The sequence below is a fragment of the Micromonospora sp. WMMC415 genome (assembly GCF_009707425.1).
Classification (GTDB): Bacteria; Actinomycetota; Actinomycetes; order Mycobacteriales; family Micromonosporaceae; genus Micromonospora.
In genome coordinates, this window is the sequence record NZ_CP046104.1 from 2,758,656 (window position 1) to 2,774,859 (window position 16,204).

The 16,204-nt window shown below is 73.5% G+C and carries 13 protein-coding genes; 8 read left to right on the plus strand and 5 right to left on the minus strand.

The window, feature by feature from the left end:
- Nucleotides 1-106 precede the first annotated feature (106 nt).
- Complete coding sequence (gene hisF / locus GKC29_RS13335) at nt 107-874, plus strand: imidazole glycerol phosphate synthase subunit HisF (protein ID WP_155331139.1); 768 nt, start codon at nt 107-109, stop codon at nt 872-874.
- 54 nt (nt 875-928) lie between these two features.
- On the opposite strand, the gene GKC29_RS13340 is transcribed toward hisF, so the two are convergent.
- Both GKC29_RS13340 and GKC29_RS13345 read right to left on the minus strand, forming a co-directional pair.
- A complete protein-coding gene (locus GKC29_RS13340) occupies nt 929-1,390 on the minus strand; it encodes a hypothetical protein (RefSeq protein ID WP_155331140.1) in 462 nt (153 codons plus the stop codon).
- Nucleotides 1,391-1,540: 150 nt separating this feature from the next.
- Nucleotides 1,541-2,194 carry a YitT family protein gene (locus tag GKC29_RS13345; RefSeq protein ID WP_155331141.1) on the minus strand — a complete coding sequence of 218 codons (654 nt, stop codon included), beginning with the start codon at nt 2,192-2,194 and terminating at the stop codon, nt 1,541-1,543.
- Between the two features lie 58 nt (nt 2,195-2,252).
- Here GKC29_RS13345 and GKC29_RS13350 point away from each other — a divergent pair, with 58 nt between their 5' ends.
- Nucleotides 2,253-3,710, plus strand: a complete 1,458-nt coding sequence (locus GKC29_RS13350) for a PLP-dependent aminotransferase family protein (RefSeq protein ID WP_155331142.1) — start codon at nt 2,253-2,255, stop codon at nt 3,708-3,710.
- 105 nt (nt 3,711-3,815) lie between these two features.
- Nucleotides 3,816-5,126, plus strand: coding sequence for a low temperature requirement protein A (locus GKC29_RS13355; RefSeq protein ID WP_155331143.1), 1,311 nt, complete (start codon nt 3,816-3,818; stop codon nt 5,124-5,126).
- A 63-nt stretch (nt 5,127-5,189) separates the two neighbouring features.
- Here GKC29_RS13355 and GKC29_RS13360 read toward each other — a convergent pair whose 3' ends face one another.
- The 3 genes from GKC29_RS13360 to GKC29_RS13370 all read right to left on the minus strand — a co-directional run bounded on the left by GKC29_RS13360 (nt 5,190) and on the right by GKC29_RS13370 (nt 8,850).
- A complete protein-coding gene (locus GKC29_RS13360; RefSeq protein WP_155331144.1) occupies nt 5,190-7,013 on the minus strand; it encodes a long-chain fatty acid--CoA ligase in 1,824 nt (607 codons plus the stop codon).
- A gap of 139 nt (nt 7,014-7,152) precedes the next feature.
- Nucleotides 7,153-8,094, minus strand: a complete 942-nt coding sequence (locus tag GKC29_RS13365; RefSeq protein WP_155331145.1) for a terpene synthase — start codon at nt 8,092-8,094, stop codon at nt 7,153-7,155.
- A gap of 126 nt (nt 8,095-8,220) precedes the next feature.
- Nucleotides 8,221-8,850: a TIGR03085 family metal-binding protein gene (locus GKC29_RS13370; RefSeq protein ID WP_155331146.1), complete on the minus strand. Its 630-nt coding sequence runs from the start codon at nt 8,848-8,850 to the stop codon at nt 8,221-8,223.
- A gap of 187 nt (nt 8,851-9,037) precedes the next feature.
- Between GKC29_RS13370 and GKC29_RS13375 the strand changes: the two genes are divergently transcribed.
- The 5 genes from GKC29_RS13375 to GKC29_RS13395 all read left to right on the plus strand — a co-directional run bounded on the left by GKC29_RS13375 (nt 9,038) and on the right by GKC29_RS13395 (nt 16,137).
- The gene (locus GKC29_RS13375; RefSeq protein WP_155331147.1) at nt 9,038-10,924 is read left to right on the plus strand and encodes an ABC transporter ATP-binding protein; all 1,887 of its coding nucleotides are present in this window, start codon (nt 9,038-9,040) and stop codon (nt 10,922-10,924) included.
- Nucleotides 10,921-12,696: an ABC transporter ATP-binding protein gene (locus GKC29_RS13380; protein ID WP_155331148.1), complete on the plus strand. Its 1,776-nt coding sequence runs from the start codon at nt 10,921-10,923 to the stop codon at nt 12,694-12,696. The genes GKC29_RS13375 and GKC29_RS13380 overlap by 4 nt, the downstream gene beginning before the upstream one ends.
- Nucleotides 12,697-12,761: 65 nt before the next feature.
- Nucleotides 12,762-13,517: a DUF2470 domain-containing protein gene (locus tag GKC29_RS13385; RefSeq protein WP_155331149.1), complete on the plus strand. Its 756-nt coding sequence runs from the start codon at nt 12,762-12,764 to the stop codon at nt 13,515-13,517.
- Nucleotides 13,518-13,627: 110 nt separating this feature from the next.
- Nucleotides 13,628-14,056 carry an SCP2 sterol-binding domain-containing protein gene (locus tag GKC29_RS13390; protein WP_155331150.1) on the plus strand — a complete coding sequence of 143 codons (429 nt, stop codon included), beginning with the start codon at nt 13,628-13,630 and terminating at the stop codon, nt 14,054-14,056.
- Complete coding sequence (locus GKC29_RS13395) at nt 14,053-16,137, plus strand: glycogen debranching N-terminal domain-containing protein (RefSeq protein ID WP_155331151.1); 2,085 nt, start codon at nt 14,053-14,055, stop codon at nt 16,135-16,137. The genes GKC29_RS13390 and GKC29_RS13395 overlap by 4 nt, the downstream gene beginning before the upstream one ends.
- The last annotated feature ends 67 nt before the right edge of the window (nt 16,138-16,204 follow it).

Sequence of the window (16,204 nt, forward strand, 5' to 3'; positions counted from 1 at the left end):
TTAACGCCTGCGGTAGAGGAAGGGCCCCTTGTTAACACGACGCACCCGCCGGTGGCCGGCCTCACAGGTCGGCCACCGGCGGAGGTGCGTTGGATAGGCTCGCGGCATGACGGTGGCGGTACGGGTCATCCCCTGTCTGGACGTGGACGCCGGGCGGGTCGTCAAGGGCGTCAACTTCCTCGACCTGCGGGACGCCGGCGACCCGGTCGAGCTGGCCGCGGCGTACGACCGCGCCGGCGCCGACGAGTTGACCTTCCTCGACGTCACCGCCTCCGCCAGCGACCGCGGCACGATGCTGGACGTGGTCCGCCGCACGGCCGAGTCGGTCTTCATCCCGCTGACCGTCGGCGGTGGGGTGCGGCAGGTCGCGGACGTCGACACCCTCCTGCGCGCCGGTGCGGACAAGGTCGGCGTGAACACCGCCGCCATCGCCCGTCCGGAGCTGATCGCCGAGATCGCCGACCGCTTCGGCCGGCAGGTGCTGGTGCTCTCGCTCGACGTGCGCCGCGCTTCGGCCGGCACCACGCCCAGCGGGTTCGAGGTCACCACCCACGGCGGCCGGCGCGGCACCGGCATCGACGCCGTCGAGTGGGCGCGGCGGGGCGCCGAGCTGGGCGCGGGCGAGATCCTGCTCAACTCGATGGACGCCGACGGCACCAAGGCCGGCTTCGACCTCGACCTGATCCGGGCGGTACGGCAGGTGGTCGACGTTCCGGTCGTCGCGAGCGGCGGCGCGGGCGAGGTCGCCCACTTCCCGCCGGCGATCGGCGCCGGCGCGGACGCGGTGCTCGCCGCGAGCGTCTTCCACTTCGGCGAGCTGAGCGTCGCCCAGGTGAAGGACGCGCTGCGCGGGGCGGGCCACTCCGTCCGCTGACCGCGCCGTCGCGGTCCGGCGCGCCGTCTCGCGTACGCGGACCGCGCGCGCCCGTCACTCCCGGCGGGCGTGGTTCTCGGGAGAGCGGCGAGGCGCCGGGATCGACCGCACCACGTACTCCTGCACGGCCGCCGCGTGGTCGGCCTCGTCCAGGTGCCACTCCGCGTCGCCGGGCGTGTGGCGGCGGCTGAGCGCGCTCTGGACCGCGTCGACCGTGGTGGCCAGCCCGGCGTTCGGGCGGGTGCGCCAGAGGTGCTCGCCGTCGGGGGTGATGCGGAACCAGCCGTCGGTGACGCTCACCAGCCCCGCGCCCGCCAGGCGGCGGACGGCCATCTCGACGTCGTGCCGTTCCGGGATCGACTGGTTGAGGTGGTCGGCGGTGGAGAGCACGTCGGCGAGGCGGACCCCTTCGGGTCGACGGCTCGACGCGGCCCGGCGGTGCCGGCCGGCACCACTCGCGATCACCAACGAGACGAAGATCCAGGCGTCGGTCCACCGCCAGCGGTTCTCCACCATGGCCAGATTCTGCCGGCCGCCCCGGGGAAAGGAAACACCCGACCCCCACCGGCCACCCGCCCGTCACCCTCTGATCACCCTGCGCGATCTTGCGTTTTCGGCCGCGTCGAACCGGTGCAACGGGAGGCCGGGAGTGCGTGACCGCGAGCTTCAGGGGGTGGCCGGGGTCGGGGTGGCGGTCGCCGGCGGGGGTGCCGGGAGGGGAACCGTCACGCGGGGCAGGAAGAACTGGGTCAGCGGCCCGATCGTCAGCGCGTACGCCACCGTGCCGACGCCGACCGTGCCGCCGAGCAGCCAGCCCAGCGCCAGCACGGTCACCTCGATGGCGGTGCGGACCAGCCGGATCGAGAAGCGGGGTCGGCGGGCGACGAACCCGGTCATCAGGCCGTCCCGCGGGCCGGGGCCGAGCCGCGCGCCGATGTAGAGCCCGGTGGCCGCGCCGTTGGCGACGATCCCGCTGGTCAGCAGGACCACCCGGGCGGTGAATGGCAGGTCCGGCGGCAGCAGCGGCAGCGTGGCGTCGACGACCAGGCCGATCACCACCACGTTGCTCACCGTGCCGACGCCCGGCCGCTGCCGCAGCGGAATCCACAGCAGCAGCACGAGCGCGCCGATCGCGATGGTCACCGTGCCGAAGGAGAGCCCGGTCCGCTCCGAGATGCCCTGGTGGAAGACGTCCCACGGATCCAGGCCGAGGCCGGAGCGGATCATCAGGGCCATGCTCACGCCGTAGAGGACGAGCCCGGCGTAGAGCTGGGCCAGCCGTCGTGCCGGCCGGTACCGGAGATTGCCAATCGCAGCCACGCATGCCACCCTAGGTGCCAATTGCTGAGAGAGAAGAGCCAATATCGCGGGAGTGGCTATGACCAGTCAGGTACGCGGCGTCCAATTGGCCCGGTTGCTCGGCCAGTGGCACGCGTTGCCGGGCCGCCGGCGCAGCCCCGACTACGCCGCGCTGGCCGCCGCCGTCCGTGGGCTGCTCGCCGACGGCCGGCTGCCGCTGGGCGTACGCCTGCCCGCCGAACGCGAGCTCGCCGAGGCCCTGCGGATCAGCCGCACCACGGTGACCGCCGCCTACCGGGAACTGCGGGAGAGCGGCCACCTGGCCAGCCGGCGCGGCGCCGGCAGCTGGACCATGCTCCCCGGCAACCACCGGATGGCCGGCACCGGCCTGTGGACCCCCCTCGACGACCGCGACATGATCGACCTCGGGGTCGCCGCGCTCGCCGCCCCGCCCGAGTTGCTGCCCGCCGCCCGCGCCGCCACCGAGGACCTCCCGTGCTACCTGGGCGGCGCCGGCTACCACCCGACCGGCATCATCGAGCTGCGGGAGGCGATCGCCCACGCGTACGCCCAGCGGGGCCTGCCCACCTCGCCCGACCAGATCATGGTCACCAGCGGCACCCAGCACGCCCTGGACCTGGTCCTCCGGCTCGCGCACAGCCCCGGCGGCAGCGTCCTGGTCGAGGCGCCCAGCTACCCGAACGCGCTCGCCGCCCTCGCCGCCCGGCGGGCGCGGATCACCACCCACGGCCTCGCCCTCGACGAGCCCGGCTGGGACGCCGACCTGCTCCTCGGCACACTGCGGCAGGGCCGGCCCAAGCTCGCCTACCTGATCCCCGACTTCCAGAACCCGACCGGCCACCTGATGCCGGCGCCGCTGCGGGAGCGGCTGGTCGCCACCGCGCACGCCGTCGGCACCGACCTGATCATCGACGAGTCCTTCGTGGACCTGCCGCTGGACGGCACGGTGGTGCCGCCGCCGACGGCGAGCTTCGACCGGCACTCCCGGGTCGTCACGGTGGGCGGGATGAGCAAGCCGTTCTGGGGTGGCCTGCGCATCGGCTGGATCCGGGCGTCCGCCCCGCAGGTGCAGCGCCTCGCCGCCGCCCGGGTCGGGGTCGACATGGCGAGCCCGGTGCTGGACCAGTTGGTCGCCGTCCACCTGCTCGCCCAGGCCCCGGCGATCGTGGCGGCCCGCCAGGCGCAGCTCACCGCGCAGCGCGACGCGCTGCTCGACGCCCTCGCCGAGCGCCTGCCGGACTGGCGGGTGACCGTGCCGCACGGCGGGGTCACCCTCTGGGCCGAACTCGACGGGCCGATCTCCAGCGCCCTCGCCCGGGCCGCCGAGGAGGTCGGCGTACGCCTGGCGCCCGGCCCCCGGTTCGGCCTGGACGGCACGCTGGAGCGCTTCCTCCGGCTGCCGTTCACCCTGCCCGTCGCGGACCTGGTGGAGGCGGTCGGCCGGATCGCCGCCGTCCGGTACGACCTGGACCGCGCCGGCCGTCCGCAGTGGCGGGAGCCGACGGTCATCGCGTGAGGCCGCCCCGGTGCGACGCACACCGGTGGGCACCGGGGGCTTCGCGGCGGTCGCCGGTCGGTCAATCCTGCCTGCCCGCAGCGCCTCGGCTGACAGACTACGCAGGTGGAGAGCGTTCGGGGGACGCCATGGCCGCGCGGCGTCCAGCCCAGCGCGCCGGGCTCCCGGACCACCCGCCTGGAGCTCTTCTACGACCTGGTGTTCGTCTTCGCCTTCCTCAACGTCACCACGGCCGTTGCCGGCAACCCGACCCTGCGCGGCCTGGTGCAGGGCCTGCTGGTGCTGGCCCTGCTGTGGTGGGCCTGGACCGGCTTCGCGGTGCTGGGCAACCTCGTCCGTACGGATCAGGGCGTCGTCCCGTTCGTCGGGTTCGCGGCCACGGCCACGGCCTTCGTGTTCGCTCTCGCGATGCCGAAGGCGTTCCGGGACCTGCCCGGCGGCCTGCCCGGGCCACTGGTGTTCGCGGTCTGCTACTTCGTGATCCGGATAAGCCAGGTGGCGGTCTTCGGCTGGATGGTCCGGCAGGAGCGCTCGCGGTTACGTCGGTTTCTGCCGGTGGTGCCGGTGCTGGCGGCCACCGGATTCCTCCTCATCGCCGCGGTGCTGCCGCAGCGGTTCGCCGAGGACCGCGTCGAGCACGTCGTCCGGCTCGCGCTCTGGTTCGCCGCCATCGGCGTCGAGTACGGGTCGGGACTGGTCCTGCCCGGCACCGGCTGGACTGTGCTGTCCGCCGGGCACTGGGCGGAGCGGCACGCGTTGATCGTCCTGGTGGCCCTCGGCGAGACGATCATCGCCCTCGGGATCGGACCCGGCTTCACCGCCGGACTGCCGTTGAGCTGGCCGATCATCATCGCGGCGCTGCTCGGCATCGCCGTGGTGGCCGCCCTGTGGTGGGCGTACTTCGACACGCTGGCGCTGGCCTCCGAGCAGACGCTGCACCGGGCGCGGGTTCCCAGAGTCCGCGCCGCTCTTGCCCGGGACGCGTACACCTACCTGCACACGGTGCTGGTGGCGGGGATCATCCTGCTCGCGTTGGGCCTCAAGGGCCTGTTGGAGGAGGGCGCCGATTCGTCCACGCCGACCTGGGGGCTGCCGCTGCCCGGCTTGGACCTGCTGGCGCTCTACGGCGGCGTCGCGCTCTACCTGCTCGGCCTGGTCGCACTCGGCCTCCGGGTGCTGGGGACCGTGCGCTGGCCGTCGGTGACGGCGGTGGTGCTGCTCGCCGTCCTGGTGCCGCTGGCCGCCCCATTGGGGGAGATGCTCGCTCTCTCCGTGCTCGCCCTGGCCACCGTGGTGCTGGTCGCCGTGCAGACCGTCGTCGACGCGCCGCTGCGGCGAAACGTGCGGGAGGTGGCGCTGCGGGAGCAGGTGACGGCGGAGGCCGACCAGACCGCCTGGCGGGGCCGCCACCTGTGAGCCGGCCCGGTACGGCGGCGGCCCCGCACCCCGGTCGGGGTGCGGGGCCGCCGGTCGGACCGGTCAGAGCTCGGCGAGCGTGCCCTCGTACATCCGGTCGATCTCCGCGGCGAAGTTCTTCTCCACGCCCCGCCGCTTGATCTTCAGCGACGGGGTGATCTCGCCGTCCTCGATGGTGAGGTCGCGGGGCAGGATGGTGACCTTCTTGATCGTCTCCCACCGGTTCAGCTTGTTGTTGAGCTGCGCGACGTACTCGTCGACCATGGCCTGCGCCTCCGGCGAGGCGACGATCTCGGCGTAGCTGCGGCCCTCCAGCGGCGTGCCGGCCGCCCAGCCCTTGATCGCGTCCGGGTCGAGGGTGACCAGCATGGTGCAGTAGTTGCGGGCCTGCCCGATCACCACCGCCTGCGACGTGTACGGGCAGGTCGCCTTGAACATGCCCTCGATGTGCGACGGGGCGATGTACTTGCCGCCGGACGTCTTCACCAGGTCCTTCTTGCGGTCGGTGATCCGCAGGTAGCCCTTCTCGTCCAGCGTGCCGATGTCGCCGGTGCGGAAGTACCCGTCCTCGGTGAACGCGGCGGCGGTCTCCTCGGGCAGGTTGTGGTAGCCGCGCATCACCGGCCGACCCTTGATCAGGATCTCGCCGTCGGTGTCGATCCGGCACTCGAGGTCGCCCATCGCCTTGCCGACGCTGCCGATCTGGAGCCCGTCCGGCGGGTTGACGAAGTTGCCGGCGCTGGTCTCGGTGAGGCCGTAGCCCTCGGAGATCGGCAGGTTGGCGGCGGCGAAGAAGGTGGCGATCTCGGGGCTGAGCGGCGCCGCGCCCGAGACGAGCACCCGGATCCGGCCGCCCAGGCGGGCCTGGAGCTTGCTGAACACCAGCTTCTCGGCCACCGCGTACTTCAGCTTCAGCCCGCCCGGGACCGGCTTGCCGGCCTGCTCCAGGGCGACCTTCTCCTTGCCGACCCGGACGCCCCAGGCGAAGATCTTGGCCTTCGCGCCGCCGGCGTCCTGGGCCGTGGTGACCGCCTTGTTGTAGACCTTCTCGAAGATGCGCGGGGCGCCGCACATCAGCGTCGGCTTGACCACCGCTAGCAGCTCGACGAGCTTGTCCACCCGGCCGTCGACGTACGTCGGCAGGCCGACGTGGGTCGCCCCGCAGAGCAGCGTCTTGCCGAACGAGTGGGACAGCGGCAGCCACAGGTACTGCAGGTCGTCCTCGCGCAGCAGACCCAGCTCGGCCTGTGCCACGCCTTCCCAGCACCAGCCGCCGTGCAGCAGCTCGACGCCCTTCGGGCGACCGGTGGTGCCGGAGGTGTAGATGAGGGTGGCCAGGTGGTCCGGACCGATGCCGGCGACCAGCATGTCGATCAGGTCGGGCTCGGCGGCGAGGGCGCGGGCGCCCTGCTCCTCGAGCTCGGCCAGGGTGAGCTGCGGTACGGCCGCGGCCGGGTCCGCCGCGCCGTCGAAGAGCACGACGTGGGTGAGCCTCGGCAGTTCCGCGCCGGCGATCTTCGCGGCCTGGGCCGGGTTCTCGGCGAACAACACCCGGGAGCCGGAGTCGGCGATGATGTAGGTCGCGTCCTCCGGTTCGGTGGTGGGGTAGACGGTGGTGGTCGCGCCGCCGGCACACATGATGCCGAAATCGGCGAGCACCCACTCGAGCCGGGTGTTCGCCAGGATCGCCACCGGATCCTCCTGACCGACGCCCAGGCCGTGCAGCCCGGCGGCGATCGCCTTGGCGCGGTGGGCAACCTGCTCCCAGGTCAGCCAGACCGGGGAGTCGTCCGGGCCCGGGTGACCGAAAGCGCGGCGGTCGGGACTCGCCGCGACGCGCTTGAGAAACATGTCAGGGATGGAACGGTACGGTACATCGAGAGCCATCGCTGTAGCCGCCTTCGGGGGTGGTGGCGTGACGGTCGTCACGCCAATGTGCGTTACCGAAGAGTATTGCCTGCCCCCGGGCCTCGGCTAGCCCTGCCCGCGGGAGCGTCCCACGTCCCACCTGGTGGAACACTGCCGGTCAGGCGTACCGGGCCGCCGTCCGCGACCAGTCGTAGGTGGCGCGGATCCAGGCGCGGCGGTTGCGCAGGACCGTCCGCAGCACGTCGTCCCCGGTCGCCCAGAGCGCCGAGTCCGCCGCCAGGTACGCCGCCAGCGCCCCGTTGAACCGGTCGGCCGCGGCCCGCAGCGCCACCGCCTCGTCGCCGCCGGACCCCTCGACCAGCACGGTCACCAGATTGTGCGCGTCCCGGGTGTCGCGGGTCTCCTTGCCGTACGAGAAGAGGTCGTTGCACCAGCAGACCAGGTCGGCGGCGAGCAGGTCGAGGGCGACCAGCGCCGGATCGGCGCGCCGCCCCGGCCCCGGCAACCCGCCGGCGGCGAGGTCGGTCAGCGTGAAGCTCGGCTGCACCGCGCCGGTGTGCCGGCGCATCTGCACGTACTCGTCGAGCAGGGGCACCCGGCCGTGTTCCCGGTTGGCCGCCTCCCACAGCAGTGCGAGCAGGTAGTCGCGGACCTGGCTGGTGAACCGCAGCAGCAGGCCGGGTGGGCCGAGCTGCCGGACCCGCCGGCAGAGGTCGTCCAGCGCGTCGCCCAGCGGGCCCGCGCCGGTCGGCTGCGCCGCCCCCGGGTCACCCTGCCGGTCCAGCACGTCGAGCAGCACCGCGACGGTCGGGGCCAGGCGGGTGGGCGACGCACCCAGACCGTCCTCGTCGCAGGCGTCGTCCATGACGAACAACCAGGTGATCAGGTCGGCCAGCAGGCGGACCCGTTCGACGGGGCCACCGGGACAGGCGCGCCCGGCGAGGCCGGCGGCGTCCGCCCGGCGGAGCCGGTGCCCGCTAGTGATCAGTCCGAAGCGTTGCGCCCAGGCGATGCTCTGCCCTTCCAGCCGCGCCGTCTCGACGTGCGGTCCGGCAGGGAAGGGCGGCTCATGAAGCGCCGAGACCGCGAAGGTCCGCATGGTGCTCCCCCTGTCGCGCCGCCCCGGGGCGGGCGGCGCGGCACAGCGTACGGGAGGACGGGATCGGCCGCGATCAGTGGGGCGAAGGCGTCCCGGAGTGTCGCGTGACCGTTTGAGCACACTCCGTTACATTCCCAGCCGGGCGGCCCGCAGCCGGTCGGCGACGGGCGTCGGCCCGTCGACCTGCACCCGCGCCGCGCGCTGCCGACCGGTCAGGAAGAGCACCAGTTCGCCGGGCGCGCCCACCACCCGGACCGGTTCCCCGCCCCGGCCGACCGACAGCCCCCCGTGCCCGGGCGCCTGGACGAACACGTCGGCCGGGAAGCGGCGCAGCGCCACCCGGGCCAGCGGGGCGGCGCGCTTCCACAGCGCCCGGTGCAGCGCGACCGGCAGGTCGCGGGGCAGCCAGTCCGGCCGGGCGCGGCGGATGTCCTCGTGATGGACGAAGAACTCGAGAGTGTTGGCCAGCTCGTCGGTCACCGGATTGCTGACCGGGCTCCACACCGGCGGACGGCGCACCTGGTCGACCAGTTGGGGCCACGGCCGGGCGGCGATGCGGCGGCGGACCCGCTCCGCGTACCCCCGCAGCGGCGTGAGCAGGATGCCGCCGGCGGCGTCCGGGCGCCGCTCCCGCAGCACCAGGTGGGCGGCGAGGTCCCGCGTGCTCCAGCCCTCGTTGAGCGTCGGTGCGTCCGGTCCGAGCGTCTGCAGGAGATCGGCGAGCGCCTCGCGCTCCGATCGGGCGTGCCGCGGCATGGCATCGATGGTAGGCCCCGTCACCCCGCACGGCGGGTCCCCGGACCCGCGGTGCCGGGTGGCCGGTGCGCGCCGGCCGTCCGCGCCGGCCGGAGAGGTGACGGTGGACATGCCCGCCCGGGTCGGCGGAGCTGGCCCCGACACGTAAGGATGGGAGAGATAATTGCGGCTTACGGCGGGGGAGAGCGTGGCGAGCGGGACGAGTCGGGACGTGCTCTGGCGGGGACTGGCCGTCCTCGGCCGGGCGATCCGGGAACAGCCGCGGATCTTCGCGGTCGCCGTGACCGGCAGCGTGCTCTTCGGGCTGATGATCATCGCCAGCGCGTACGTGGTCGGCGCGGTGGTCGGCGACGTGGTGGTGCCGGCGATCGCGGACGGCTCGGTGGAGGTCGGCGCGCTCGCCCTGGCCGCCGCCGCGCTGTTCGGCATCAGCGTGCTGCGGGTGGTCGGCATCTTCGGCCGGCGGCTCGGCGCCGGGTACATGCAGTTCCGCCTCCAGGCCGCCTACCGCCGCCGGGTCACCCGGCGCTACCTCGACCTGCCGCTGTCCTGGCACCACCGCAACGCCACCGGCACCCTGCTCTCCAACGCCAACTCGGACGTCGAGGCCGCGTGGTACCCCATCGCGCCGCTGCCGTTCGCCGTCGGCACGCTGGTGATGCTGGTCGGCGCGGTGGTGTCGCTGTTCGTGACCGACTGGGCCCTCGCCCTGGTCGGTCTCGCCGTCTTCCCGGCGCTCTTCGCGCTCAACGTCGTCTACTCCCGCCGGATGGCCCCCCGCCAGGCCCGGGCGCAGCGGCTGCGGGCCGAGGTGAGCGGCATCGCCCACGAGAGCTTCGACGGCGCGCTGGTGGTCAAGACCATGGGGCGCGAGGCGCAGGAGACCGACCGGTTCGGCGCCCGCGCCCGCGAGCTGCGGGACGCGCTGGTGTCGGTCGGGCGGTTGCGCGGCGTCTTCGACCCGATGCTGGAGACCCTGCCGAGCCTCGGCACGCTCGCGGTGCTCGTGGTCGGCGCCTTCCGGCTGCGGCAGGGCGCGATCAGCGTCGCCGAGCTGGTCAGCGTGGCGTTCCTGTTCACCGTGCTGGCGTTCCCGGTGCGCGCCATCGGCTGGGTGCTGGCCGAGCTGCCGCGCAGCGTCGCCGGCTGGGACCGGGTCCGGCGGGTGCTCGACGCGAGCGGCGAGATGCCGTACGGCGACCGCGTCCTCGACCCCGCCGACCCCCGGCCGGCCACCCTCACCTTCACCGACGTCCACTTCGCGTACGAACCGGTCGAGGCGCACCTGCCCGGCGCGGAGGTGCTCGGCGAGGTCGGCTTCACGGTGCCGGCCGGGAAGACGGTCGCCCTCGTCGGGCCGACCGGCGCCGGCAAGTCCACCGTCGCCTCACTCGCCGTCCGGCTGGTCGACCCGCGCACCGGCACCGTCGCGATCGACGGGGTGGACGTGCGGGACCTCACCGCCGCCTCCCTCGCCGGCACCGCCGCGCTCGTCGCGCAGGTGCCGTTCGTCTTCGACGACACCGTCCGCGCGAACATCACCCTCGACCGGCCGGGCATCGGCGACGACGACGTCTGGGCGGCGCTGCGGCTGGCGGAGGCGGACGGCTTCGTCGCCGCCCTCCCCGACGGGCTGGACACCCGGGTGGGTGAGCGGGGCACCTCGCTCTCCGGCGGCCAGCGGCAGCGGCTCACCCTGGCCCGCGCCCTGGCCGGCCGGCCGCGCCTGCTCGTGCTCGACGACGCCACCAGCGCGGTCGATCCCCGGGTGGAGGCCGCGATCCTGGCCGGGCTGCGCTCGCCGGCTGGCCACCCGGGTGCGGCGGCCGCGTCGATCCTCGTGGTCGCGTACCGGCGGGCGACCATCGCGCTCGCCGACGAGGTGATCTACCTGGAGCAGGGCCGGGTGGTCGCCCGGGGCACGCACACCGAGCTGCTCGCCACCGTCCCCGGCTACGCCGACCTGGTCACCGCGTACGAGCAGGCCGAGGTCGAGCAGGCCGAGCAGCGCACGTACGACGACGAGGTCACGCCACCGTTGGCGTCCGGCCTGGAGATGGAGGTGGACCGGTGACGGTCCCGGAGGCGCCGGAGGCGACCGAGACGACCTGGCGGACGCTGCGGCGCGGCCTGGCGCTCTCCCCGGAGCTGCGGGTCGGGCTGGCCGGCACGCTCGGCCTGGCGCTGGTCTACATGGTCGGCCGGGCGGCCGTGCCGGTGGCGGTGCAGCAGGGCATCGACAACGGCATCGCCGGCGGCCTCGAGCTGGGCGTGGTGTGGACGGTCGTGACCGTCACGGCGGCGGTGCTCGTCGTCACCACCACCTGCGGCTACCTGATGATGCGGCGGCTGTTCACGGTCAGCGAGACGGCGCTGGCCAACGTGCGGGTCCGCGCCTTCCGGCACGTGCACGACCTGTCGATGCTGCACCAGCAGTCCGAGCGGCGCGGCTCGCTGGTGTCCCGGGTGACCAGCGACGTCGACCAGATCACCCAGTTCCTCCAGTGGGGCGGCGTGATCCTGCTGGTCAACCTCGGCCAGCTGGTGGTGACCACGGCCGTCATGCTCGCGTACTCCTGGCAGTTGACCCTGGTGGTGTTCGCCGCGTTCGGCCCGGCGGTCTTCGTGATCCGGCGCGTCCAGCAGCGCCTCGCCGGGGCGTACGGGGTGGTGCGGCAGCGCACCGGCACGCTGCTCGGCGCGATCGCCGAGAGCGTGGTCGGAGCGCCGGTGATCCGGGCGTACGGGATCGCCGGGCGGACCGCGCGGCGGCTGGACGAGGCGATCGACAACCAGCGCCGGGCCCAGCAGCGGGCCATCCGGATCAGCATCCTGGGCAGCTCGGTCGGCGAGATCGCGGCCGGTGTGGCCCTCGCCGGTGTCGTGCTGCTCGGGGTGCTGCTCGGCGCCGACCGCACGCTCAGCATCGGCGAGGTGACCGCGTTCCTGTTCCTGGTCACGCTCTTCATCCAGCCGGTGCAGATCGCCACCGAGGTGCTCAACGAGGCGCAGAACGCGATCGCCGGCTGGCGCCGGGTGCTCGACGTGCTGGACGTCGCGCCGGACGTCGCGGACCCGGGCGAGCAGGGGCGGGAGCTGCCGCCGGGCCCGCTGGACATCCGGTTCGCCGGGGTGGGGTTCGCCTATCCGGGCGGTGCGCCGGTGCTGCACGACATCGACGTGGACATTCCGGCGAAGAGCCGGGTGGCGGTGGTCGGCGAGACCGGCAGCGGCAAGACCACGTTCGCGAAGCTGCTCACCCGCCTGATGGATCCGACCGAGGGGGACGTGCTGCTGTCCGGGGTCCCGCTGCGGGAGGTGCGGTTCGCCTCCCTGCGCTCGCGGGTGGTGATGGTGCCGCAGGACGGGTTCCTGTTCGACGCCACCGTCGCGGAGAACGTCCGGTTCGCCCGTCCCGACCTGACCGACGACGAGCTGGCCGCCGCCTTCACCGAGCTGGGGCTGGCGGACTGGCTGGACGGGCTGCCGGCCGGCCTGCACACGCCGGTGGGGGAGCGCGGCGAGGCGCTCAGCGTCGGCGAGCGGCAGCTGGTCGCGCTGGCCCGGGCGTACGTCGCCGACCCGGACCTGCTGGTGCTCGACGAGGCGACCAGCGCGGTCGACCCGGCCACCGAGGTGCGGCTGCAACGCACCCTGGACGCGGTGACCCGGGGCCGGACGACGCTCGCCATCGCGCACCGGCTCTCCACGGCGCAGGCCGCCGACGAGGTGATCGTGGTGGACCGGGGCCGGATCGTGCAGCGTGGCCCGCACGAGGAGCTGGTCCGCGACCCCGAGTCGGTGTACGGGCTGCTCTACGCCTCCTGGCTCGAACAGACCAGGTAGACGCGGCGGTGCCGGTGCTCTACGCTCCGAGTTAGGTGAGCCTAACCTACTGAGGAGGTCGTGCCATGCGGCCCAGTCCCGCGGAGATCGTCCGTACCCTCGTCGCGGGCCGGCTGCCCGGCCTCGTCCACGTGGCGCACCGTCCGGGCCCGCACCACGTCCGGCACGTCACCGACCCCGACGGCCGGGTGCTGCTGCTGGTGCCGGTCGTCAGCGACCTCGCCGCCGCGCTGCGGCCCACCGCCGGCGGCTCCGACGTGGCCATCGTGCTGGACGTGCTCGACCTGCCCCCGGCGGCCGGCGCGCCGGCGCTCGGCCGCGCCTGGGTCTCCGGCTGGGCCGAGGAGCTGCACGGCGCCGGGGCGCGGGCGGCGGCGGTGGACTTCGCCGCCGTCGACGCCACCGGTGACCTGCTCGACGTCGGCACCCGGTTCCGGCTGTTCCGCTTCGAGGTGGTCGAGGCCCGCTGGGAACGCGCCGGCTCCGTCCGGCGGGTCGACCCCGAGGCGTACGCCGAGGCCGAGCCGGATCCGCTGCACCCGGTCGAGGCGGCGCTGCTGGCCGACCTCGCCGACCACCACGCCGAGCAGCTGTCGGCGTACCTGCGCCGGCAGCTCGGCCTGGTCGACGGCGGTGCCGACGCGGGGCCGCGGGTGGTGCGCCTCGACCGGTACGGGCTGCTCGTCGCGTACGGCCGGCCGGGCGCGCCGCGCCGGGCCCGGCTCGCCTTCCCCCGGCCGGTGGCCGACCACGCCGAACTGGCCCGGCTGCTGCACCCGATGCTCTGCCCGCACGTCGGCGCCGGAGAGGGACGCCGGTAGGTTCCGCCGCCGCGCGATCACGCTGCCGGCGACGGTCCGCAACGGTCCGCGAAACCACCCCGAGACCGTCGGCGCCTGCCTAGACTGCGGTGAGCTGCGTGGGGGGATGTATGGGTGGGGCCGTCGAGGCGTTCTTCCTCGGGCTGGGGCAACGCGGTCGTGCGGATCTGCCGCCACGGATCCGGGGAAGCATCCGCGTCGACCTCGTCGACGGCGGTCACACCGATCACTGGTACGTGGACATGACCGCCGAGGACGCGGTCGTCGTCACCCAGGAGGCGAAGCCCGCCGACACGGTCATGACGACCACGCACGAGTTCTTCGAGCGGTTGATCCGCGGTGACACGCCGTTGATCGCCGCGCTGTTCCGCAACGAGGCGACGTCCGCCGGTGACCCCCGTCTGGTCCTGACGTTCCGGCGGTTCTTCCCCGCGCCGTCCGGCACGCTCGACCCACGGGAGGTCGCCCGGCGGCAGGCCCTGCACGGGCCCGTGTGGCGGGAGCGGCTGCGGAAGACGGCCCCGGTGACGCCGGGATGAGGAAATCGATCAGCATCCTGGACGGCAACACCTTCCTCGTCTGCGACGAGCGGGGCGACGTCGACCCGTCGCCCAGTGTGCCGACCGGCCTGTTCTCCTACGACACCCGCTTCCTGTCCACCTGGCGGCTGAGGCTGAACGGGGAGCGCCTGCACGCGCTGTCGGTCGACGACATCCGGTACTTCGAGACCCGGTTCTTCCTCGTGCCCGGGGAACCCACCCACTATGTCGACGCGAAGGTGTCGGTGATCCGCAACCGGATGATCGGCGGCAGCTTCGTCGAGGACCTCGCTGTCCTCAACCACGGCGACCGCGAGGTGGACGTGACGGTGCGGGTGGACATGGGCAGCGACTTCGCCGACATCTTCGAGGTCAAGAACCCGCAGCCCAAGAAGGCGCCGGTGTCGGCGATCGTGGAGGAGGGGCAGCTCCGGCTGCGCTACCGGCGCGACCGGTTCCACCGGGAAACCGTGATCTCCACCGACGCCGCCGCGCTCATCGATCCCAGCGGGATGACCTTCCAGGTCCGGGTCCCGCCGCAGGGGGAGTGGCAGACACGGCTGCAGGTGCGAACCCTCGTGCTCGGTGCGCAGGAACGGGATTTCCGGGACACCGTGAAGTTGCGGCACGCCCGCTCCCGTGACGAGCTGGACGAGGAGCTGCGCCGGTGGACGTCCGCGGCGCCGCGACTCTGCAGCGACAACCCGTCGATCATGTCGACCTACCGGCGGAGCCTGGTGGACCTGGCGGCGCTGCGGTACACGTCGATCACCATGGCCGCGCATCTGGTCGCCGCCGGCCTGCCGTGGTTCATGACCGTGTTCGGCCGCGACAGCATCTTCACCTGCCTGCAGGCCCTGCCGTTCACCCCGCAGCTCGTGCCGGCCACCCTCGGCACCCTCGTCTACGCGCAGGGCACCCGGGTCAACGACTTCTCCGACGAGGAACCGGGCAAGATCCTGCACGAGCTGCGCTACGGCGAGTCGGCGGGCTTCGAGGAGCAGCCGCACTCCCCGTACTACGGGTCCGCCGACAGCACCCCGTTGTTCGTGATCCTGCTCGACGAGTACGAACGCTGGACCGGGGACGCGACCCTGGTGCGGGCGTACGAGTTCGAGGCCCGCGCCGCGCTGCGGTGGATCGACACCTACGGTGACCTCCTCGACACCGGATATCTCTGGTACCAGACCCGCAACCCCGCGACCGGGCTGCCCAACCAGTGCTGGAAGGACTCCCCGGACTCGGTGTCCTACCGCGACGGCCGCCTGCCCGGCTTCCCCCGGGCGACCTGTGAACTGCAGGGCTACGCCTACGACGCGAAGATGCGTGGCGCTCGCCTGGCCCGCCTGTTCTGGAACGACCCGGCCTACGCGGACCGCCTGGAACGCGAGGCCGCCGACCTCAAGGCCCGGTTCAACGAGGAGTTCTGGATCGCCGACGGGGAGTACTACGCCCTCGCCCTCGACGCCGATGGCGGTCAGGTCGACGCGCTGTCGTCCAACATCGGGCACCTGTTGTGGAGCGGCATCGTCGACGAGTCCCGCGCCGGCCGGGTGGCCGAACTCCTGCTCAGCCCGCGGCTCTTCTCCGGCTGGGGGGTGCGGACCCTCGCCACCGACAGCGCCCGGTACAACCCGCTCGGCTACCACGTCGGCACGGTCTGGCCGTTCGACAACTCCATCGTCGCCTGGGGCCTGTGGCGGTACGGCTTCCGCCGCGAGGCCGCCACCATCTGTCAGGGCATCCTCGACGCCGCCGAGCACTTCCACGGCCGGCTGCCCGAGGCGTTCGCCGGCTACCCGCGAACCCGCACCACGTACCCGGTCGAGTACCCCACCGCCTGCAGCCCACAGGCCTGGTCGACGGGGGCCCCGCTGCTGCTGTTGCGCGTCCTGCTCGGCCTCGACCCGCACGGCGAACACCTCATCGTCGACCCGGAGCTGCCCACCGGCATCGGGCGTATCGAGCTGCTGAACATCCCCGGCCGCTGGGGCAGGATGGACGCCTTCGGCCGCAGCCGCACCCCCGAGGAGGCGGAGCTGGAGGGGACCGCCTTCCCGGCGCGTCCGCCCGCGCTCTAGGACGGCGGCCGACGCCGAGCCCTCGCCCCGGACCGCCGGCGGCAGGTCCCGGTGGCCGGGGCCCGGT